General features: G+C 37.9%; 24 protein-coding genes. 17 read left to right on the top strand and 7 right to left on the bottom strand.

Annotated features, from left to right (window positions below; all coding sequences use genetic code 11):
- Nucleotides 1-41: 41 nt before the first annotated feature.
- Entirely contained in the window at nucleotides 42-965 is a 924-nt protein-coding gene (locus I8T81_RS04880; RefSeq protein ID WP_019457256.1) for a CysB family HTH-type transcriptional regulator, read from the top strand.
- A gap of 88 nt (nucleotides 966-1,053) precedes the next feature.
- Here I8T81_RS04880 and carO read toward each other — a convergent pair whose 3' ends face one another.
- Nucleotides 1,054-1,782: an ornithine uptake porin CarO type 4 gene (carO, locus tag I8T81_RS04875; RefSeq protein WP_191011999.1), complete on the bottom strand. Its 729-nt coding sequence runs from the start codon at nucleotides 1,780-1,782 to the stop codon at nucleotides 1,054-1,056.
- Between the two features lie 284 nt (nucleotides 1,783-2,066).
- Between carO and dapD the strand changes: the two genes are divergently transcribed.
- From dapD to I8T81_RS04835, 8 genes are all read left to right on the top strand, one after another.
- Nucleotides 2,067-2,888 carry a 2,3,4,5-tetrahydropyridine-2,6-dicarboxylate N-succinyltransferase gene (gene dapD, locus I8T81_RS04870; protein WP_004699931.1) on the top strand — a complete coding sequence of 274 codons (822 nt, stop codon included), beginning with the start codon at nucleotides 2,067-2,069 and terminating at the stop codon, nucleotides 2,886-2,888.
- Between the two features lie 99 nt (nucleotides 2,889-2,987).
- Nucleotides 2,988-3,698 (top strand): 7-carboxy-7-deazaguanine synthase QueE, encoded by a 711-nt coding sequence (gene queE / locus I8T81_RS04865; RefSeq protein WP_191106039.1) that lies wholly within the window; start codon nucleotides 2,988-2,990, stop codon nucleotides 3,696-3,698.
- Nucleotides 3,699-3,738: 40 nt separating this feature from the next.
- A complete protein-coding gene (gene queC, locus I8T81_RS04860; protein WP_001247780.1) occupies nucleotides 3,739-4,410 on the top strand; it encodes a 7-cyano-7-deazaguanine synthase QueC in 672 nt (223 codons plus the stop codon).
- Between the two features lie 13 nt (nucleotides 4,411-4,423).
- A complete protein-coding gene (locus tag I8T81_RS04855) occupies nucleotides 4,424-4,840 on the top strand; it encodes a hypothetical protein (protein ID WP_004699929.1) in 417 nt (138 codons plus the stop codon).
- 90 nt (nucleotides 4,841-4,930) lie between these two features.
- On the top strand, nucleotides 4,931-5,617 hold the full coding sequence (locus I8T81_RS04850; RefSeq protein WP_198072237.1) for a Dph6-related ATP pyrophosphatase: 687 nt from the start codon (nucleotides 4,931-4,933) through the stop codon (nucleotides 5,615-5,617).
- Nucleotides 5,618-5,634: 17 nt separating this feature from the next.
- The gene (locus I8T81_RS04845) at nucleotides 5,635-6,096 is read left to right on the top strand and encodes a peroxiredoxin (RefSeq protein WP_191010302.1); all 462 of its coding nucleotides are present in this window, start codon (nucleotides 5,635-5,637) and stop codon (nucleotides 6,094-6,096) included.
- A 119-nt stretch (nucleotides 6,097-6,215) separates the two neighbouring features.
- A complete protein-coding gene (locus I8T81_RS04840) occupies nucleotides 6,216-6,785 on the top strand; it encodes a CAP domain-containing protein (protein WP_198072236.1) in 570 nt (189 codons plus the stop codon).
- A gap of 11 nt (nucleotides 6,786-6,796) precedes the next feature.
- The gene (locus I8T81_RS04835) at nucleotides 6,797-7,159 is read left to right on the top strand and encodes a glyoxalase superfamily protein (protein ID WP_077169592.1); all 363 of its coding nucleotides are present in this window, start codon (nucleotides 6,797-6,799) and stop codon (nucleotides 7,157-7,159) included.
- 11 nt (nucleotides 7,160-7,170) lie between these two features.
- Here I8T81_RS04835 and I8T81_RS04830 read toward each other — a convergent pair whose 3' ends face one another.
- Nucleotides 7,171-7,746 (bottom strand): nicotinate-nicotinamide nucleotide adenylyltransferase, encoded by a 576-nt coding sequence (locus I8T81_RS04830; RefSeq protein WP_191016828.1) that lies wholly within the window; start codon nucleotides 7,744-7,746, stop codon nucleotides 7,171-7,173.
- 109 nt (nucleotides 7,747-7,855) lie between these two features.
- On the opposite strand from I8T81_RS04830, the gene I8T81_RS04825 reads away from it, so the two are divergent.
- On the top strand, nucleotides 7,856-8,656 hold the full coding sequence (locus I8T81_RS04825; protein WP_107972623.1) for an enoyl-CoA hydratase-related protein: 801 nt from the start codon (nucleotides 7,856-7,858) through the stop codon (nucleotides 8,654-8,656).
- Here I8T81_RS04825 and I8T81_RS04820 read toward each other — a convergent pair.
- Together I8T81_RS04820 and I8T81_RS19010 are read right to left on the bottom strand one after the other, a co-directional pair.
- Nucleotides 8,649-8,963 (bottom strand): NGG1p interacting factor NIF3, encoded by a 315-nt coding sequence (locus tag I8T81_RS04820; protein ID WP_068565524.1) that lies wholly within the window; start codon nucleotides 8,961-8,963, stop codon nucleotides 8,649-8,651. The genes I8T81_RS04825 and I8T81_RS04820 overlap by 8 nt on opposite strands.
- 68 nt (nucleotides 8,964-9,031) lie before the next feature.
- Nucleotides 9,032-9,157 (bottom strand): KGW motif small protein, encoded by a 126-nt coding sequence (locus I8T81_RS19010; RefSeq protein WP_265091522.1) that lies wholly within the window; start codon nucleotides 9,155-9,157, stop codon nucleotides 9,032-9,034.
- A gap of 171 nt (nucleotides 9,158-9,328) precedes the next feature.
- Here I8T81_RS19010 and I8T81_RS04815 point away from each other — a divergent pair, with 171 nt between their 5' ends.
- Nucleotides 9,329-9,922, top strand: coding sequence for a DUF3885 domain-containing protein (locus I8T81_RS04815; RefSeq protein WP_031981976.1), 594 nt, complete (start codon nucleotides 9,329-9,331; stop codon nucleotides 9,920-9,922).
- On the opposite strand, the gene I8T81_RS04810 is transcribed toward I8T81_RS04815, so the two are convergent.
- The 3 genes from I8T81_RS04810 to purL form a co-directional block, all read right to left on the bottom strand.
- Nucleotides 9,917-10,375 (bottom strand): hypothetical protein, encoded by a 459-nt coding sequence (locus I8T81_RS04810; RefSeq protein WP_227602151.1) that lies wholly within the window; start codon nucleotides 10,373-10,375, stop codon nucleotides 9,917-9,919. The two genes, I8T81_RS04815 and I8T81_RS04810, sit on opposite strands and share 6 nt — an antisense overlap.
- Nucleotides 10,376-10,514: 139 nt before the next feature.
- Nucleotides 10,515-11,729, bottom strand: coding sequence for a multidrug effflux MFS transporter (locus tag I8T81_RS04805; RefSeq protein ID WP_198072235.1), 1,215 nt, complete (start codon nucleotides 11,727-11,729; stop codon nucleotides 10,515-10,517).
- Nucleotides 11,730-11,811: 82 nt separating this feature from the next.
- Nucleotides 11,812-15,645 carry a phosphoribosylformylglycinamidine synthase gene (gene purL, locus I8T81_RS04800; RefSeq protein ID WP_198072234.1) on the bottom strand — a complete coding sequence of 1,278 codons (3,834 nt, stop codon included), beginning with the start codon at nucleotides 15,643-15,645 and terminating at the stop codon, nucleotides 11,812-11,814.
- 309 nt (nucleotides 15,646-15,954) lie between these two features.
- On the opposite strand from purL, the gene I8T81_RS04795 reads away from it, so the two are divergent.
- The 6 genes from I8T81_RS04795 to ybgC all read left to right on the top strand — a co-directional run bounded on the left by I8T81_RS04795 (nucleotide 15,955) and on the right by ybgC (nucleotide 21,744).
- Complete coding sequence (locus I8T81_RS04795) at nucleotides 15,955-17,295, top strand: deoxyguanosinetriphosphate triphosphohydrolase (protein WP_174743547.1); 1,341 nt, start codon at nucleotides 15,955-15,957, stop codon at nucleotides 17,293-17,295.
- Complete coding sequence (locus tag I8T81_RS04790; protein WP_198072233.1) at nucleotides 17,295-17,963, top strand: hypothetical protein; 669 nt, start codon at nucleotides 17,295-17,297, stop codon at nucleotides 17,961-17,963. Before I8T81_RS04795 ends, I8T81_RS04790 begins: the two co-directional genes overlap by 1 nt.
- Before the next feature lie 8 nt (nucleotides 17,964-17,971).
- A complete protein-coding gene (gene ruvA / locus I8T81_RS04785) occupies nucleotides 17,972-18,571 on the top strand; it encodes a Holliday junction branch migration protein RuvA (RefSeq protein WP_016146147.1) in 600 nt (199 codons plus the stop codon).
- A gap of 8 nt (nucleotides 18,572-18,579) precedes the next feature.
- Complete coding sequence (gene ruvB / locus I8T81_RS04780) at nucleotides 18,580-19,584, top strand: Holliday junction branch migration DNA helicase RuvB (RefSeq protein ID WP_004707494.1); 1,005 nt, start codon at nucleotides 18,580-18,582, stop codon at nucleotides 19,582-19,584.
- A gap of 204 nt (nucleotides 19,585-19,788) precedes the next feature.
- A complete protein-coding gene (locus I8T81_RS04775; protein ID WP_198072232.1) occupies nucleotides 19,789-21,123 on the top strand; it encodes a M20 family metallopeptidase in 1,335 nt (444 codons plus the stop codon).
- A 213-nt stretch (nucleotides 21,124-21,336) separates the two neighbouring features.
- A complete protein-coding gene (gene ybgC / locus I8T81_RS04770; protein ID WP_004699892.1) occupies nucleotides 21,337-21,744 on the top strand; it encodes a tol-pal system-associated acyl-CoA thioesterase in 408 nt (135 codons plus the stop codon).
- Nucleotides 21,745-21,748: the final 4 nt, after the last annotated feature.

The following is a 21,748-nucleotide window of genomic DNA, read 5'->3' as shown; positions in this document are numbered from 1 at the left end:
AATTTAAAGCCACTCCTCACCTCTTTCGAGGAAAAGTGTAAATGAACTTTCAACAATTAAGAATTATCCGAGAAACAGTACGCCAAAACTTTAATTTAACGGAAGCATCTGCCGCGTTATACACCTCTCAATCAGGTGTAAGTAAACATATTAAAGATTTAGAAGATGAATTAGGTGTACAACTTTTCGTTCGTAAAGGTAAACGTTTACTTGGTTTAACTGAACCGGGCCAATCGCTACTTAGCATTGTGGAGCGTATGCTTGTAGATGCGGAAAATATTAAACGTCTTGCCGATGACTTTAATAAAGTGGATGAAGGTACGTTAACAATTGCGACAACGCATACTCAAGCACGTTATGTACTACCACCAATTGTTAATCAATTTAAAAAGCTATTCCCTAAAGTACATTTGATTTTGCAACAAGCCAGCCCTGTTGAAATCTCAGAAATGCTATTACAAGGTGAAGCAGATATTGGTATTGCGACAGAGTCTTTAACAACTGAAGAAAACTTAGCAAGTATTCCATACTATCAATGGCAACACAGTATTATTACTCCGCAAGATCACCCGCTTGCAAAGCTCAATAAGATTGATCTTGATGCTCTATCTGAATATCCGCTAATTACTTATCACGGTGGTTTTACAGGCCGTTCAAAAATTGATAAAGCATTTGAAGACGCTCAAATTGATGCAGATATCGTAATGTCTGCTCTTGATGCCGATGTTATCAAGACTTATGTAGAACTTGGCATGGGCGTCGGAATTGTCAACGATGTTGCTTACGATGCAGAACGCGATTATCGATTAAAGCAAATTAAAACTGATATCTTTGGTGTTAACACCACATGGATTGCTGTTCGTAAAGGTCATTTATTACGTGGTTACGGTTATGAGTTTATTTCTTTATGCTCACCTGATGCTGATATTAAAGCCCTCAAGAAAATTGCTTATCCAGATGAATAAAAATTAAGAATAAAATAAAAGAGCTTTTTAGCTCTTTTATTTTACTAAGTACAAAAAAAACGAGCCGAAGCTCGTTTTTTTATATTTATTACCAGAAGAAGTTCACACCAACTTTACCCACTGGTAACCATTTGTATTTGTCATCGTTACGGATTTTGTTTTCTTCAGCGCGTAAATCTTTATCAAAGTCAGCACCGTTAACATTAACAAAAGTACCATTTGATTTAAGATTTACTGTTGGGTTACCAGTATAGTAAGCACCTACTTCACCAAATACGCCCCAGTTTTTATTAATCTTAGGTGAGAAACCTACACCTACATAAGGAGCAATATCATTTTTATAACTTAATTTACCATCCACAGATCCATTAAAGTTATAGTTATTACCATTTACTTTAATAGTACCGTCCTGCGAACGTTTAGTTAAGTCATAATCATTGTCTAGATAAGCAGCACCTGCAGCTACATATACGGCTTGAGCCCAACGGTTAGGACTTGCGCCCCATGGACGAATCTCAGCGTTTAAATAAACGTTGTTATTGTCCATATCTAAGTCGTACTTAGTGCCATTTACTGACACATCATCACGCCAAGAAACGTCACCACCATTATAACCTAATGCTAAACCAACGTATGGGTTTGCTTGCCATAATAAAGCACCACCGTAACCTGTGGTACCAGCCTCAGCACGTACGCCTACTGGAATTAATTGGTTCTTATCGAATGCATAACTGTCATGAACAACAGCTTCATCTGCCATTGCAGCACCAGCAGCAAGTAAAGCTGTAGTTGTCACTAAAACACGTAATACTTTCATCGTTTTCTCCTCAAGAAAAGGCTCTGTTTTTAATTTTTCAGCTTGTGACAAAAATTATATTCAAGAGCATAGAGTCTTTTTTATACAAAAACTGCTAGATTTCTGTTATTTTTTGATACAAATTGAGTTAAATTTTTATTTTCAAATCATTTTTGTGTAAAAAACACTTGATTATCTAATAAGCTTTTTCACTTTAACTCTCTCTCAAAACGTAACACGTTTTTTCAAAGATTCTTGTCACAAATTAGTGTAAAATCTTTAAAATTTTTTATGGAAGGAAGATCATGTCTCAGCTTTCTACGATCATTGAGCAAGCATTCGAAGACCGCGCAAACTTTACTGCAGCAGATTGCTCAAGCGAAATTCGCCAAGCTGTTGAAGAAGCCATTGCTGGATTAGATAACGGTACACTTCGTGTTGCAGAGAAAATCAATGGTGAATGGGTTGTTCATCAATGGTTAAAAAAAGCTGTTTTATTATCATTTAAACTTAATGACAATAAACCAATCGAGTCATGTGATCTTCGTTTCTACGACAAAGTTGAAACTAAATTCTCTGGTTGGACTGAAGAGCAATTTAAAGCTGCTGGTGTGCGTGTTGTGCCTCCTGCTGTTGCTCGTCGTGGTAGCTTCCAAGCTAAAAATGTGGTTTTAATGCCATCTTATGTCAACATTGGTGCTTATGTAGATGAAGGCACAATGGTTGATACATGGGCAACTGTAGGTTCATGTGCTCAAATTGGTAAAAATGTTCACTTGTCTGGTGGTGTAGGTATTGGCGGTGTTTTAGAGCCTTTGCAAGCTAACCCGACAATTATTGAAGATAACTGTTTTATTGGTGCGCGTTCTGAAATCGTTGAAGGCGTTATTGTCGAAGAAGGTTCAGTTATCTCAATGGGTGTTTTCATCGGTCAATCAACTAAAATTTATGACCGCGAAACTGGCGAAATCCATTACGGTCGTGTACCAGCAGGTTCAGTTGTAGTTTCAGGCAGCTTGCCATCTAAATGTGGTACTTACAGCTTATATGCTGCAATCATCGTGAAAAAAGTTGATGCAAAAACACGTGCAAAAACTAGCTTGAACGATTTGTTACGCGCTGACTAATTTGTTATAACTCTCTTGCGGAGCCTTAATCGCTCCTCATCTCTACGATCAACACTGATCGTAGAGATTTTATTTTTTATATAATGTGGTATTTCTAGAATGGCTTCCTTACGTTCCTCTGCAATTCCTGTCTCTGACCCTGCGTCTGGTTTACGCATTACCGAGATTTTTTACTCGTTGCAGGGTGAAGCAAATGCCTCTGGTCTACCGACTGTATTTATTCGTCTCACAGGCTGTCCTTTACGTTGTACATATTGCGATACCACTTATTCTTTTGAAGGTGGCGAGCGTTTATCACTTGAGTACATTATTGAAACGGCTGAAAAATATAAAACGCCTTATATTTGTGTGACTGGTGGTGAACCTTTAGCTCAGCCAAATTGCTTAATTTTATTACAACGTTTATGTGATGCAGGTTTTGACGTTTCTTTAGAGACCAGTGGTGCACTCGATGTGTCAAAAGTAGACCCTCGCGTTTCTAAAGTCCTCGATTTAAAAACTCCAACTTCTGGTGAAGAACATCGTAATCTCATCAGCAATCTTGACTATCTAACTTCACATGACCAAATCAAATTTGTGATTTGTAACCGTGAAGATTATGAATGGTCAAAGCAACAAGTTGAACAATATCAACTGCAAACTAAAGTCAGTACCGTTTGGTTCTCCCCTGCTTTTGCAGTTGAAAAAGGTGCTGTTGGCCTACCACGTTTAGCACGTGATCTGGCACAGTGGATACTGGACGATAAAATGCCTGTTCGTTTCCAACTACAGTTACATAAACTGCTTTGGAATGATGAATCAGGTCGTTAATCGCTCAATAAAATAAATTATTCCGAATATGGAGAAAAATATGCGCCCTCGTGCCATTGTTTTACTTTCAGGCGGCTTAGACTCAACCACTTGCCTAGCTTGGGCACAAGCGCGCTATGAATGTATTGCTATTAGTTTTATGTATGGTCAACGCTCAACCACTGAACTCGATGCAGCAAAAGCATTAGCTCAACGTGCTGGTGTTGAACATCGTGTTATTAATATCGATTTAGCGAATTTAGGTGGATCTGCACTTACAGACCATAACATTGCTGTACCAGAACAATTACAAGAAGGCATTCCTGTAACTTATGTACCAGCACGTAACACAATTTTCCTTTCATATGCCTTAGCAGCAGCCGAAGTATTCAATGCTGAAGCAATTGTGATTGGTATCAATGCTGTTGATTATTCAGGATATCCTGATTGTCGCCCAGAATTTATTGATGCTTTTGCCAATATGGCTCGTTTAGCAACAAAAGCTGGCGTTGAAGGAAAACCACTTAAATTTGAAACACCCCTGTTACATTTATCCAAAGCGAATATTATACGTTTAGGGATTGAACATGGCGTAGACTATAGCCAAACGGTATCTTGCTACCAAGCAGATGCTCAAGGACGTGCGTGTGGCAAGTGTGACAGTTGCCGTTTACGTAAAGAAGGCTTTATCGATGCTGGTGTTACCGATCCAACACGCTATATACCGCAATAAGTAGGTAAAATTTATGAAGTTGTTAAAATCAAATCTTATTCTTTCATCTTTATTCTCAGCAGTTGCACTTATGGCTGGTTCAGCTCATGCAGCTGAAAACCCAGTTCAAGCGGCATATAAAAGCACTAACGTTAAAGGTGCATTAATCAACGTTTGTAAAGACCAAACTGCAAAAGGCGGTAAATTAAGTTCAGCTGAAGTTAGCAAATTCTGTAGCTGCCAAGTTGATGCTCAAGGTAAAGTAACTGAAGCTCAAAAATGGGAAATTCAAAGCGCAATCAATGCGAAGAAAAGCCCAAGCTCTTTAGCTTTTGTACAACAACAAAACCGTGATCTTAAAGCATGTTTTGGTCCTCAGTTAACAACTAAACTTGAAAAGTTAACTGAAGATGCGATGAAAGCAGCTCAACAACAAGCTCCTAAAAAATAAGCTTTTATTGAGTCAAATTAAGCCTGCATTTTTGCAGGCTTTTTTATAGCTCTGTTAAAATAACACTCATTTAGTCATTCGAAATAAACCATGCAAGAACAATGGAAAACCAACGCAACTGATAAAAAGTCTATTGTCTCATTTAGTGGAGGTAAAGACAGCTCTCTTGCTCTCTACCACGCTATGAAAACTGGCAAGGTAATCGGTTTAATTGTTATGCTGGAAGAGCATGGCCAACGTTCTCGTTCGCATGCAATGCCACTTGATATTATTCAGGCGCAAGCGCAAGCAATTGGCTTACCCGTATTTATGGCTTCATCTAGCTGGAATGACTATGAAAGTAAATTCATTAGCTTACTGAATGAAGCCAAACAAAAAGGTGCAGAGGTGTTGGTTACAGGTGATCTAGATATGCCAGAACATGGTTGTTGGCATGACCGTGTCACTCAAACGGTGGGGCTTAAATTAGGCATGCCACTTTGGCTACGCCCCCACCGTGAAGTGGTTGAAGAGTTCATTCAATTTGGATTTAAAAGTGTATTAGTTACTGTTAATCTTAAACTAGGAATGAAAGTAGAAGATTTAGGTAAAACTTTAACTTTAGAATATATACAAGAGCTTGAAAACCGTGGCATTGATCCATGTGGTGAGGGCGGCGAATTCCATACCACTGTCATTGACGGTCCAATTTTTAACAAAGCTATTCCTGTAAAAAAACTCGATATTGTTTATCATGAAGAATATGCTTTTCTACCACTTGAATTAGATCAAATTTAACTTTTAAAGGATAAGAAATGTCTGAGAATATTCAACTGCCAAATCAAGTATTTCCTACTACACACGGCGAAGTTAATTTGGCTGAAGTCGATAATGAATGGCTGATTATTTACTTCTATCCTAAAGATTCAACACCAGGCTGTACCACACAAGCTGTCGGTTTTTCTTGTTTAAAAGACCAGTTTGATGCTTTGGGCGCTCGTATTTACGGTGTCTCTCGCGACTCGGTAAAAGCTCATCAGAACTTTACAGAAAAGCAGGCACTGACTATTGATCTGATTAGTGATAAAGAAGAAGTGCTCTGTAATCACTTTGATGTCATTAAAGAAAAGAATATGTATGGTAAAAAAGTAATGGGTATTGAACGCTCTACTTTTATTTTCCATAACAAAACTTTAGTTAAAAGTTACCGCAAAGTAAAAGCTGCTGGGCATGCTGAACAAGTTCTAGAAAACTTAAAAACATTACAATCAGCTTAATAAACTTAAGTAGAGAAAAGGGAGTCTAATACTCGCTTTTCTCTTGTATAAAAATCACTCAATCAGTTCAATTTGGAGTATGATAAAAATATTAAAATAATTCAAATGAAGGCATGACTATGAGTCTACTAAACTTTTCTATTTTATCGGTTTGTAGTCTTATTTTAACTGCATGTTCTGTGAACTCTTCGAGTATGCCTCCGACTCTTAGCTCTTCTACTCCACAAATTCAGAAATCCCCTATAGAAATAAGCTGCCAAGATTTACAAAACCCTGCCTTTCAACAAGCTATTGTTAATACTGTTAATCAAATTCGCCAGCAATCACGCCAGTGTGGTCAGCAGTATTTTTCTGCAACTACGCCGCTGAGTTGGAATAATAATTTATACCAAGGTGCACTCTCTCATAGTCAAGATATGGCAACACATAACTTTCTTGGACATGTTGGATCAACAGGACTAGATTTAAAGTCACGTTTAAAACTTTATAATTCACTTGGTAAAGCCAATGGTGAAAATGTTGCGAGTGGACAGAAAACTTTAAATGAAGTAATGACAAAATGGCTAGCAAGCCCTTTACATTGTAGTAACCTAATGAACCCTAAGTTTACAACTTATGCAATCGCTTGTGCTTCGGATCAGTCCGCTAAACAAAAGAGTTACTGGACACAACAATTTGGTACACGTTGAAAGGAAAAATGATGCAATCTGGTTCGATTACCCCTATTTTAAGAATTTTTGATGTCGCGTTAGCTCAATCATTTTATTTTGATTTCTTAGGCTTTCAGCTTGATTGGCAACACCAATTTGAAGATAACTTTCCGTTGTATTTACAAATCTCCAAAGATGATTGCATCATTCATCTCTCTGAGCATTTTGGAGATGCGAGTCCTCATAGTGCAATCCGTATTTATTGGGAACATATTTATGAGTTACATAGTGAACTCAGTCAAAAAGATTATAAATTTTCTAAACCTCAGGTTGAAAAAACAGATTGGGAAACACTTGAACTCAGCATCACTGATCCTTTTTCCAACCGAATTATCTTTTGGGCAGATGCTTAATCCACATACAGTTATTCAATTTCATCCAAGTTAGAGCGGTCATCGTCTTCAAAACGTTGTTGCAATTGTTGATAAGTACGTGTTTTTTTAAATTCATCCAAAAATTGAATAGTTCCTACAGGAAAAAATTCCGTTTGGATTTCACCACGATAATAAGCTTCACGCATTGGAGTGGCTGAAATAGAATCCTTTAAGCTATCCAGTTCCACCATAATCCACTCAGGAAATAGTCTCAAATAATAAGAAGACTCATCCTTAAAATGCCCAATCAAACCAACTTTTGAGTTCGGTTCTATTACACCATTTACCAATGATTTGACTTGTTTTACCCACTTTTCATCATTATAAACATCAACAACATGTACAAACCGAATACGCTTTTGCTCATCCGGTGAAAAATTTGACAAGATCATTTGCTCGCGCTCTACTGCTAAGAACGGATTCTTGATATTGCGCTCCATTTGAGCAGAGCCTAATGCTAAAACGACATAATGGCTTTGCTGCAAAGCAATTTCAATTGTCTGCATATGAGCCAAATGAAATGGTTGAAAACGCCCTATAAAAACGAGATAGTCAAATGTATACATAATGAGTTTTTCACTTTTTATGAACTCACCAGTTAACCGCATTACTAAAAATATGCGCCATAATGAGAACCTAAAAATCAACAACGTGGTTTAAAGCAAGGATAGTACGATGACACTTAGCTGTATTCAACAACCTCATGAACATTTACAAGCAAATTTACAAGGTGGCGTACTCACCTTAGCCATAAATCGCCCAGAAGCAAAAAATGCATTATATGGCGAACTTTACTTATGGATTGCTCAAGCACTTGATGAAGCTGACCAAAATAAAGATGTACGAGTAGTCGTTTTACGTGGTGTTGAACAAGATTTTACCGCTGGTAATGATATGAAAGACTTTATGGGTTTTGTACAAAATCCTAATGCAGGTCCAGCAGGTCAAGTTCCTCCATTTGTACTCCTTAAATCTGCTGCTAAATTATCGAAACCCTTGATTATTGCAGTAAAAGGTGTAGCAATTGGTATTGGTGTTACGATTTTATTACATGCGGACTTAGTGTTTGCTGACAACACTGCCCTATTCCAAATTCCATTTGTAAGTCTTGGCCTTTCTCCAGAAGGTGGTGCTAGCCAACTATTGGTTAAGCAAGCAGGTTATCACAAGGCAGCCGAACTTTTGTTTACTGCAAAAAAATTCAATGCAGAAACGGCAACACAAGCAGGCCTAGTGAATGAAGTCGTTGAAGATTCTTACGCATCTGCTCAGGCAACTGCTCAACACTTAGCAGCATTACCACTTGCTTCACTAAAACAAACAAAAGCATTGATGAAGCATGATCTGGATAAGATCATTGCATGTATTGATCATGAAGCTGAAATCTTTATGCAACGCGTTCAATCGCCTGAAATGCTAGAAGCTGTACAGGCATTTATGCAGAAACGTAAACCAGATTTCTCACAATTTAACTAATATCCAAAATTTGGATAAATTCAAAGGCAGGCTCTTCGTAAGGGTGGCTTGCCTTTAATGCTTTCGCAACCTCACTTGCCTTTTCTTCAAGGACAATTGTTTCAACGCGCCATTCTTCAATTTGTTCGAGTTCACCGAGCTGTCCAATATAAGGATCAGCGCCCTTCACTGGTTTAAACTGCCCTATCCCTTTGACTTGCCATGCGCAGTGTTCATAGTTACCGATTCCACCTGCTCCGGCCGCAAATATGGACTGTTTAGTCGACTCAAGATGTGACTCAGGTACGTAATAGATTAACTTTAACATCTGTAAAATGACCCAAAAATATTGAACTTATGTTAAAGCATACCTTTTAATAATACGCTAAATCAAAGTCAGCTCATCAGTGTCAAATAATTTGCTCCAATAAAAAGAATTTGAATAGCAAGTGCTAAGCCAAATAAGCGCCAGCCTCTGTCCTTTGTAGACATTGTTCCCATATGATTTTTGTTTTTCATCATTTTGATCTCCGATTTTTATCGTTGTTACAGAGAAAGCAAAAATTGAACCAACTTCCTTAAAATATAATTTAATATAAATTTACCTTACCCATCGAAATATTTTTCTTATTAAATTGTTTTTTGTGTAACTTATCAAATAACATGTTAAAAAATATTTAGGCCAAAAGAAAAATGACTAATTCATTCATAAATCAGTGGAAGTTTTTTTATCCTAATAAACTTCCAATTTCACATTGTTTTCGACAATATTTTTCACAATTTTGGTTCCGAATTCATAGCCTTCCAGAGTCAAAAAGATATGCAGATACACCTGCAGAATATGAATTATTATTAAATCGTCATAATCAAATTATTGATGACTGTTTCGATTCTAATGCTTCTATTTTTATTGTTACCGGTCATTATTTCAGTCAAAGCGATAATAATAAAATATATGATCCAACTTTAAGGCTCAAATACGAATTTCATCCAGAAAAAGAAATAAATCTAACACAAGCTAATCCCGAATATTATGATGATGACGAAGAAGATCATTTCTATAGACCATACTCCATCAATGAAATTTGGAAAAAAAATGAACACAATGATTTATTAAAAAAGATTGCCGACGATGAGGTTCGAGCTTTTATGATTTCTTTTGAGCAAAATATAATTATTGCTCCATATGATGGTGGTATTGATTTTATTATCTTTAATGACGCCAAAAGGAATGAGTTAATAAATAAGTATAAAGATTGGCTGTCACCACGAGCTGATGGATTATAGAACTTTAGGAATATTAAATAATACATCAGTAATCTCTAAAGATTTTGAAGATAAATTTAATGAGAAATTATAATTCCCTATGAGTGGACGATCTTCTATTGGTAATGAATCTATATAATTTCTTTGCTTTATCCAATGAGTATGAGCCACACAATACCCATCATTGTATCTAGAAAAAGTTCTTATATATGAATCAACAAGAATTACTCTAACTTGGAAATAATCACCATATAGAGTATCTGCTGATATTTTATGATCTTTATCAAATGCAATTTTTATGACGGCTTCAATCAAATCCTCTCTTTTTTTCTTATGAATTGCTAAATAATCATCTAGATGGCTCGAGAATTTATTATTTACTTTCTTTAAAAATTCATCATTTATAAAAGAGTTACGATTTAATAGATCAAATGTTAAGGAAAACTCACCTAGTGAAAAACAATGTGTATACAAAACACTGATTGCCTAAAATCCCTCACAATCATGATAATGATTAACAAACTTATCTAGTAATATAGTTGCAGTATCTAATAATCTTTTCTTCATTTATTTAAAGACAATAATATATAAATAAAACTTTTATCATAATTAATCAAAGATTTGCATTATCTACAATCTTTAACTGTCTCTTCTCATATACGGTCATCATAAATGCTAAACCACATAAAATGGCAAAGCCGCCAGTCATTGGTATTAAGGTCCCATCATATAATTGCCCAATAATAGAGGCAAGAATAAGTGACAAAACGGAGGACGCTGCACCAATAATGGCCGAAGCCATACCAGCAACATGCCCCATTGGCTCCATTGCAATCGCATTTAAGTTACCAAATAAAGTTCCAAATAATAAAAACAAAATGCAGGCATAAAGCATAAACATCCAAAATGATACAGTCACACCTATAAGTTGAATCCCTAAGAAAATGAGTGAAATTAAGCACAGACCGAGAAAGCCATAAATACAGATTGGACGCATACCAAACTTCATCACAATTTTAGAGTTGGTAAATGAAGCAATTCCCATCACACCCGCAAGCACAGCAAAGTAAGCACTAAACTCTTGCCCAGTTTTACCAAACTGCTGCATAAAAATTTGTTGAGAAGTTCCTAAATAGCCAATAAATCCACCAAAGCAAAAGCCTGCACATAACAAATAGCTCATGGTGGTTTTGTTACTCACTACTTCTTTAAAGCCCTCTTGAAATGCTTGTAAACGCATAGGTAAACGGTTTTCATGAAGTAGCGTCTCTTCTAATCGTAAAGCGACCCATGCGCCAACCACTGTGGCGTAGACCATATATAAAACAAAAATATCACGCCAACCAAAGAAATGAATAATAAGCTGTCCCAGACTTGGTGCAATCGCTGGCGCAACCATAAATACCATCATAATTAAGGACATGATACGGGCCATTTGAGCACCGCTGTATTTATCTCTAACAATTGAAATAGAAGCAACATAAGGCCCAGAAACCCCAATACCTTGAATGAAACGGCCCACTAAAAACCATTCAAAACTTTGTGTGGTAAAGCACAATAAACTTCCCAAAAAGTAAATGATGATCCCAGCAAATAAAATGCGCTTACGGCCGATCGCATCAGATAGTGGTCCAGCAATAAGTTGCCCTATCGTCATACCAGAAAAAATACCAATAATGACCCACTGCGACTGGTTATTATTTTTTAAGTCAAATACTCGTCCAATCTCACCTAAAGCAGGTAAAACAGCATCTATCGAAAAAGAAACAATAGACATGAGTAATGCCATCAGAAGTGCAAACTCACGGAAATGGATTTTTGATTTCATTTTTCTTCTCTACTATTTATTCTATTTGCATTGTACTACATACAAATAAGCCACCTTTCGGTGGCTTATTTCAATTTTTATATTAACCGATAAACTTACGTGCGTTACGGAACATACGTAACCATGCACCATCTTCAGTCCACTCTTCTGGACTCCAAGAGTGTTGAATTGCGCGGAAAGTACGCTCTGGATGCGGCATCATAATCGTTGCACGACCATCTTTAGACGTTACACCAGTAATCGCTTCTGGTGAACCGTTCGGGTTCAATGGATAATGTTGAGTCGGGTTACCGTGGCTGTCAACATAACGTAATGCAACCTGATTCGCTGCATTCAAGCTTGCTATGTTAGCTTCGCTTGCAACTGCACGACCTTCACCATGTGCAACAGCAATTGGTAAAATCGAACCTTCCATACCATCAAGTAATACAGAAACAGATTTTTCAACACGAACGTTTACGCTACGTGCTTCAAAAACTTCTGACATATTGCGGTGGAAACGTGGCCAGTGTTCAGCACCCGGAATAAGCGGTGCTAATTGTGACAACATTTGGCAACCATTACAGATACCTAAGCTAAACGTACCTTCACGGTGGAAGAATTGTTCAAACTGATCACGTAACTTCGCATTGAACAGAACTGATTTTGCCCAGCCACCGCCTGCACCCATTACGTCACCGTAAGAGAAACCACCACAAGTCACTAAACCTTCGAAATCACTTAGGCTCACACGACCAGCAAGCAAATCGCTCATATGTACGTCAATCGTATTAAAGCCAACTTTGTCGAAAGCTGCAGCCATTTCAATATGACCATTTACACCTTGCTCACGCAAGATTGCCATATTAGGACGACGGCTATTAATAAACGGTGCTTCAATAGGTTCATTTAAATCAAATGTAGGTTTTGCAATTAAACCTTGATGTGATTTATCAGTAATTAAAGCAAATTCTTGATCAGCAGTTTCAACATTATCACGTAAACGTTGGATCTGATGAGAGACTTCAGACCAAGCCTGTTGTAACTCTGCACGCTCTAGTGTTAAGCCATTTACAGATAATTGATCTGTATTATTTACGCGACCAACTACAGCAATTGCATCTTTCAAGCTAGAAGCAGCAACTTCTGCTTGTAAAGCATCCCAATCAGTTGCTTTGATTTGAACTACTGCACCAATTTCTTCTGCAAATAAGCCCGCAGTAGATTGGTTTTCTAATGCCACACCTAGACGTGAAGCAAACATCATTTCAGCTACAGTTGCGAGTAAACCACCATCACCGATGTCATGGTAAGCTTGAATCAATCCACGGTTATTCCAGTCTTGAATTAAAGCAAAGAACGCTTTGAAATCATCAAAACTATCAACATCTGGAGTGACTGAACCAATTGCTTTATATACTTGAGCAAGAATCGAACCACCTAAACGGAACTGACCTTTAGATAAATCAATACGTACAAGTACTGAATCTTCTAAATTTTTAAGTTCAGGTGTTAAAGTTTTACGAACATCAGCTACTGGAGCAAATGCAGTAATTACACCGGTCATTGGAGAGGTTACAGCTTTATCTTCACCGTTGTCGTTCCAAGTGGTACGCATTGAAAGTGAGTCTTTACCTACAGGAATCGCAATTCCTAAAGCAGGACACATTTCCATACCAATCGCTTTCACACCTTCAAACAGTGCTTGGTCTTCACCTTTTTGACCAGCAGCAGCCATCCAGTTTGCAGAAAGTTTGATATCGCTAATTTGTTCAATGTTTGCACATGCAATATTGCTAATTGCTTCAGCAACTGCCAAACGAGCAGACGCTGCTGGATTTAACAATGCAACTGGTGGACGTTCACCCATTGCCATTGCTTCACCAGTGAAGCCTTGTAGGCTTGTAGTTGTTACTGCTGCATCCGCAACAGGAATTTGCCAACGACCAACCATTTGATCACGTGCAACCATACCAGTAATTGAACGGTCACCAATAGTAATCAAGAATGATTTAGACGCAACTGTAGGATTTTTCAATACGCGGAAAATCGCATCTTTCAAATCAACTTTTGAAGCGTCAAATTCGTTACCTTTACGCTCAATTGTTTCATAAGAACGTTGCATACGCGGTGTACCACCAAGCATCACTTGCATTGGGATATCAACTGCATTGTTCTCGAACAATGGATCTTCAACAGTTAAATGACGTGCTTCAGTTGCTTCACCTAACACGGCAAATGGACAACGTTCACGTGCACAGATTGCTTCGAACTGTTCTAAAGACTCTGGACGAATTGCAAGAACATAACGCTCTTGTGCTTCGTTTGACCAGATTTCCATTGGGCTCATGCCCGGTTCTAATGAAGGAATCTTACGAAGGTTAAGAACTGCACCCAACTCGTGGTCATTTACAAGTTCAGGCATAGCATTTGATAAACCACCAGCACCAACGTCGTGTACAGAAACGATTGGGTTGAAGTCTTCTAAGCGCCAGCATGTATCGATCACTTCTTGACAACGGCGCTCCATTTCTGGGTTTTCACGTTGTACAGAAGCAAAGTCAAGGCTTTCACCCATTGTACCGCTGTCTACAGAAGATGCTGCACCGCCACCAAGACCAATTAACATTGCAGGGCCACCCAATACAATGAGTAAGTCACCTGGTTGAATCGCATCTTTTTCTACATGGTCAGGACGAATGTTACCGTAACCACCAGCAATCATGATTGGCTTATGGAAGCCCTTCACTTCACCATTTACATTTTGTTCGAAAGTACGGAAATAACCATTTAATGCAGGACGACCGAATTCGTTGTTAAATGCCGCGCCACCTAATGGACCTTCAATCATAATTTGTAATGGCGATGCCATACGTGAAGGTTTACCGTAGTTTTCTTCCCAAGGTTGTTCAAAACCAGGAATATTTAAGTTAGAAACTGTAAAGCCTGTTAAACCAGCTTTTGGTTTACCACCACGACCAGTTGCACCTTCATCACGGATTTCACCGCCTGAACCAGTAGCAGCACCAGCAAATGGAGAAATTGCTGTTGGATGGTTGTGAGTTTCAACCTTCATTAAAATATGAGCAGCCTGACTCTTATATTTATAAACAAAATGACCATTTTCATCTGCTTTTGGATAAAAACGCATAGTGTCATAACCAACAATTACAGAAGCGTTATCTTTATATGCTGATAACACATCAGTTGGTGATTCTTTATAAGTATTTTTAATCATTTGGAACAATGATAATGGTTGTTTTTCACCATCAATTGTCCATTCAGAACCAAAGATTTTATGACGACAGTGTTCAGAGTTTGCTTGTGCAAACATCATTAACTCGATGTCATTTGGGTTACGGCCAAGTCGAGTGAACGCTTCAGTTAAATAATCAATTTCTTGTTCAGATAACGCAAAACCAAATTCATTGTTGGCTTTTACTAATGCTTCTTTACCTTCACCCAAGATATCAATTGAGTTTAAAGGTTTTGGAGCTGTTTCTGAAAAGAGCGCTTTTGCATCATCAATTTGAGCAAAAACAGTTTCTGTCATACGGTCATGAAGTACTTGTTTTACTTCATTAGAAATTTCAGAAACACCTTTTAACGTAAATAAAAGACCACGTTCTAAACGGTGAACTGGCGTATTACAGTTCTTGAAAATATCAGTTGCTTTAGAAGACCAAGGTGAAATAGTACCCACACGTGGTGTTACTAAAATCTGAATCTCATCACTTGCAGGTTGACGAAGTTCAAAAGACTCACCGTCATTTAATAATTGCAAAGCAGATTGATGTTGCTGCTCGTTGAGCGCTTGATCAAACAAATAGACCCATTGGCTGTCAAAAGATTGAACAGAACTAATTGACGATAAACGTGTTAATAGTTGAGCTTTCTTAAAAGAAGAATGTGCTGCTGCACCGGCCACGATAAACATGTTGATTTTGGCTCCACGGGCAGGTCTTGTGAACCTTACCGCAATGTGACTTTAGAGAGAGCGCATATTCTACTGTGTCTTGCTAAAATCAGCTAGATGTAGAATCAGTATTCTGTAACCTAATTCTGCAAGAAGTGATGTGTTTTTTGTTCAAAATCATTTTTTTAAGCATTATAGGTAAAAATAAATTGTTTCATGTTTATTCAATAACATAATAAAACCTGAACTAAGACAAACTATGTCGCACCACGCTAGTGCTTTTAAGTTTTTTTTGGCATGATCAGGCTTTATAGTTTTGAATAATGATAAATGGAACAAATGCGTTGGTTAGAACTGCTTTCTGCAGTTCGTTTAGGTAGTAAAAAAAGCAGTACAGAATTGGCTCGAAGCCCATTTCATAAAGATTATGACCGCATTATATTTTCACAAAGTTTTCGTCAGTTAAACCGTAAAACTCAAGTTCACCCTCTAGCACAGCATGACGGGATCCATACCCGTTTAACTCACTCCCTTGAGGTTTCCTGTATTGGCCGTTCCATGGGTATGCTGGCAGCCGAAAAAATAAAGGATGAATTGCCCGTTTGGATTTCTCCTGCCGATGTTGGCGCAATCATTCAAGCAGCTTGCCTTGCTCACGATATTGGCAACCCACCCTTCGGACACGCAGGTGAATATGCAATTCGTGAATGGTTTGACGATGCATCACATAATGATTTTCTAAAAAAATTAACGCCCGAAGAAGAGGCCGATGTTCGTCAGTTTGAAGGTAATGCTCAAGGTTTACGCCTCTTAACCCGTATTGACTATCATCCAGACGATGGTGGTATGCGTTTAACTTACGCGACCCTAGGCGCGTATTTAAAATATCCTTGGCTTTCAAAAACAATAGCTTCTCAAGGTGATCGTCCATCACACCAACGAGCCAAATTTGGTTGCTATCAGTCTGAAAAAGAAATTTTAAAGCAAATTGCTGAACAGCTTGGTCTCATTCAATTAGGTGAATATCATTACTGCCGCCACCCGCTTACTTATTTATTAGAAGCTGCAGACGATATTTGCTATGCCCTCATTGATTTAGAAGATGGCATTATTTTAAATATGCTGAATTACCAAGAAGTTGAACCCATTTTTCTGAATTTAATTGCAGATTATGGCCAACCTGAAGAATTATCAATACCAAGTAGTACATGGCAACAAAAAATTTCGGCATTACGTGGTCGTGTCATGAAACGTTTAGTTGATGAAGTCACTACCGCTTTTGCCAAACATCAGTATGAAATTATTACAGGTCAGCTCCAAGGTAGCCTTTTACAATACTGCTCACCAGATATTGCTAAAGGGATTGAAACAGCCAAAAATCTGGCGCGTGAAAAAATCTTTGAACACCCACAGAAGTCTGGTTTAGAAATTATTGCACATCAAAGTTTGCAAACTATTCTTGACGCGTTTGTACCATTAACCATGCCGCATAAATCTTTAAGCTTTAAAGAACAACGTTTAATGTCGATCCTTCATTTGTACGGTGCCCGCTTTAGCAATAACCACTACAGTAATATTATGCAGGTACTCGATATTATTAGTAAGTTTTCAGATCATCAGGCTTATAGCTTGGCGCAAGAACTACAAGGTAATAAAATAGGTCTGTTTTAATGATAAGTAGACATGTTGATAGAGGGCTTTATCCATCATCTTTTATGTATTCAGATCAGTGGGTAAAATGTCCTAAATGTTCTCATCTGAGTATCCTAAAATATGACAGTCCTTTGTCACCAGTAAATGCGCCTTATCAAGGAACTTTTTCTTTTAGTTGTTTAAATTGTTGTTATCAAATTAAAGCTGAAGAGAGCTCAATATCGAGTCGTCACAATGGTCATTTTTACGCCACAGCTTACCAGCGTTGCCAAAGTTGTGGTGGGTCATGGCTCAAAGCAAATCAAAAGATGAATAATTCAGGAGCTTACCCTCCGTATATTCAAGCTAAATGTCATCTATGCCAAAAATTTTCAAAATTTGAAAAATATAATGTAGCTTTTGTTTTAGACCAAAAATTTGGTTTTACACACTATGGTCTTGAACTTTATCTAAAAACTTCAAGTAGGCATGGAGACATATACGTTTATAGCCCTGCACATTTAAAAGAATTAAAAATATTCGTTGAAGCTAATTTAAGAGAAAGAACTAAACAGACTGGTAATAACAGTTATTTTTCACGTCTACCTACATGGATAAAATCCACACGAAATCGAAAAGAAATTTTAAAAGCCATTTTGCGTTTAGAACAAATGGCATCTACTATTCAACCATTAACAAATAAGTGAAAGATTCAATGATCGGATGTTTAATTGGCGAAGTGTTTGCCTTAGAAGCCCCTACTGTTTTACTGAATGTAAATGGTGTGGGCTATGAAATTGATACGCCACTTTCAACATTTTGCCAATTACAAAAAGGACAGAAAGTTACGCTATGGACGCATTTAGTTGTGCGTGAAGATGCACAGCAGCTCTACGGTTTTAGCGATGCCCAAGAAAAAACTATTTTCCGCACCTTATTAAAAGTAAATGGTGTTGGTCCAAAAATGGCATTAGGTATTTTATCGACGTTAAGCGTTGAGCTATTGGTTCACACAATTGAACATGACGACATTAACACGTTGGTCAAAGTTCCAGGCGTTGGTAAAAAAACAGCTGAGCGTTTAATGATTGAACTACGTGACCGTTTTAAAACCTTGGCTCAAGGCACTTCAACTGCAGCGACTATGCCTCAAATTCAATTTGCTGCAAACTCTCCTGTTGCAGAAGCAGAAGCTGCGCTGCAATCTTTAGGTTATAAGCCACTTGAAGCACAAAAAGCTGTAGCTGCGGTTAAAGCCGACTACACTGAATCAGCCGATATTATTCGTGCTGCTCTTAAATCAATGATGAAGTAAATACACTTATGCAAGACCGTCTAATCAGTGGAACAGAAAAACCTGAAGATCATTTTGATCGGGCTATTCGACCGACTTCACTTGCCGACTATATTGGACAGCCAGTTGTACGCGAGCAAATGGAAATCTTCATTGGCGCGGCTCGTGGTCGTGGTGAAGCACTCGATCACACACTGATTTTCGGTCCACCGGGCTTAGGAAAAACCACACTTGCTAACATTATTGCACGTGAAATGGGTGGCAACCTCAAATCCACTTCAGGGCCTGTTTTAGAGCGTGCGGGTGATTTAGCAGCGATGCTCACCAACCTTGAAGAAGGTGATGTTTTATTTATTGATGAAATCCATCGTCTTTCACCAGTAATTGAAGAAATTCTGTATCCAGCTATGGAAGATTACCAATTAGACATCATGATTGGTGAAGGCCCTGCTGCTCGTTCAATTAAACTTGATTTACCGCCTTTTACTCTAGTTGCTGCAACTACACGTGCGGGCTTACTCACCTCACCACTACGTGACCGTTTTGGTATTGTGCAGCGTCTTGAGTTCTACTCTGTAGAAGATTTAACTCACATTGTGTCGCGCTCTGCAAACCTTATGGATGTACCGATTACAGTTGAAGGTGCAGAAGAAGTAGCTCGTCGCTCACGCGGAACGCCTCGTATTGCCAATCGTTTATTAAGACGTGTGCGTGACTATGCGCAAGTGAAAGGTACAGGTGAAGTGACCCATGAAATGGCACAGCGTGCGCTCGATATGCTTAATGTCGATAAAGCTGGCTTAGATACGCTAGACCGTCGTTATTTGAGCATGTTACTCGAACGTTTTGATGGCGGTCCTGCTGGAGTTGAAGCGCTTGCAGCTGCTATGGCTGAAGACAGCGGTACACTTGAAGATGTGATTGAGCCTTATTTAATTCAACAAGGTTATGTCATGCGTACTGCGCGAGGCCGCATTGCAACTAATCAGTCTTATTTACAGTTTGGCATAACGCCACCTGAGCCTAAAAACTAATCAAAGGAAGAGAATTTTCTCTTCCTTTTTTAATTTAACTGTTCTTCTTAACTCAAATAAAAATTGCTTTATCAATAATTTAGCCACTCTATACCTTTTAAGTCTTTCTTTATACCTTATTGATTTTTTAATATTTTTAAAAACTGAATTATAAGAAATCTAGATATAAAATCTTATGAACAATAATATTTTTAGGATAAGGACATGTACAAAAAAGCCGCTTTAATTTTTCCATTTGCCCTCATGAGTCAACTGAGCCTAGCAGATTGGGTCAAAGATGCCGCACAACAAAATGAAAATCAGGTCATTCAGTTAAGACAACATATTCATCAAAATCCTGAACTTGGCAATATGGAATTTAAAACATCTGCACTTGTTCAAAAAGAATTAAAGTCTTATGGCATTCAAGTCAAAACAGGTTATGCAAAAACAGGTGTTGTAGGTATTTTAAAAGGTAATAAACCCGGCCCTATTATTGCGCTTAGAGCCGATATGGATGCACTACCTATGGAAGAAAAAAGTGGTGTTCCATTTGCGAGTAAACAAAAAGCAATTTATCAAGGTAAAGAAACTTATGTGATGCATGCTTGTGGACATGATGCACATACCGCAATGCTATTAGGTGCAGCAAAAATTCTAGCTGCCAATAAAGATAAAATATCTGGTACAGTTGTCTTTGTTTTTCAACCTGCTGAAGAAGGTGGAGCAGATATAGATAATTTCACACAAGGTGATCAAATCGGCTCCAGAAAGATGATCGCAGATGGAGCATTTAAAGACTATAAACCTGAAGCCATTTTTGGCATACATGTCATATCAGGTATGCAAAGTGGCCACCTTTATTATAAAGATGGCGCTATTTTAAATAGTGCAGACCATTTACGTATTCAGGTCAACGGCAAGCAGGTACATGGCTCTACCCCTTGGTTAGGTAGAGATCCAATTTATGCATCTGCACAAATGATTAATAATTTACAAAGCCTTATTAGCCGAAGGACTGACCTCACTCAAGGTATGGGTGTAGTGAGTATTGGGAATATTCAAGGTGGTACAGCAGGAAATGTAATTCCCGAACAGGTCAATATGGTCGGGACTATCCGCTCTAATAACGAACAAATACGAGCAAATATCTTAAAAAGTTTACCAGTCATGATAGAGCATAATGCTCAAGCCAATGATGTGACTGCCAAAGTTGAAATTGCGCCTTATGCGCCAGTGACCATGAATGACAAAACACTGACTCAGTTTATTCAGCCAACTTTAGTCAAGGTTGTTGGATACTCAAAACTTCATGTTTTGGATCATAATGCAAGCGCAAGTGAAGATTTTGCCTATTATGGCAAATTAATGCCATCATTCTTTGTTTTCTTAGGTGCAACACCAGAAAATCAGGACTTAACTCAAGCTGCACCAAATCATAGCCCCTATTTTATTGTAGATAATAAGGCCTTAAAAACTGGAACAGAACTACACGTCAGATTCGTACTAGATTATCCGAATATATCAAAACAAGTTAAAACTTCATGGAAGCCCTCTTAACTTAAAAAGCTTGCTAGCCATAAGATGTAGCGTTTTTAGATTAGAAATTCAGCAATCGCAATTGAAAGGTTGTGCCATAGGACTTAGTATGCAATCTGCTAAACTGCCCCGTATTTAAAAGCAGATGTATGGCTTTTGATATAGAACGAATGTTTTATTCAAAGTCATATTTTAAATATAAAGCTCTATAGTGAACTAAAACGGAATACTCTCATGGCGAATCATTTTGAATTCAATATTCGTGTTTATATCGAAGATACGGACGCAGGCGGTATCGTTTACCATGCCAACCACATTCGCTACATGGAACGTACCCGTACAGAATGGCTTCGTGCTTCTGGTGTTGATCATTACTGGCATCAAAAAGACTACAACTTTGTTGTTCACAAAATTGACGTAAAATACATGCGTCCTATCCTAATGGATGACCTAATTACTGTTACAGCACGTGTAGTTTCATGTAAAGCTGCGTCATTTGTGTTGCAACAAAATATTTATCGTGGTGAAATCTTGCTTGCTTCTGGCGAGGTTGAATTGGCATGTTTAAGTAAAGAACTTGTAGCTCGTCGTCTTCCAGAAGAAATACGTGATCTTATTCGTAAAGAATTGGAACAAGACTAAAAAA

Source organism: Acinetobacter seifertii (assembly GCF_016064815.1).
GTDB classification, from domain to species: domain Bacteria; phylum Pseudomonadota; class Gammaproteobacteria; order Pseudomonadales; family Moraxellaceae; genus Acinetobacter; species Acinetobacter seifertii.
The sequence above is the reverse complement of the archived record's forward strand: the minus strand, read 5'-3'. Positions and strand labels throughout refer to the sequence as shown.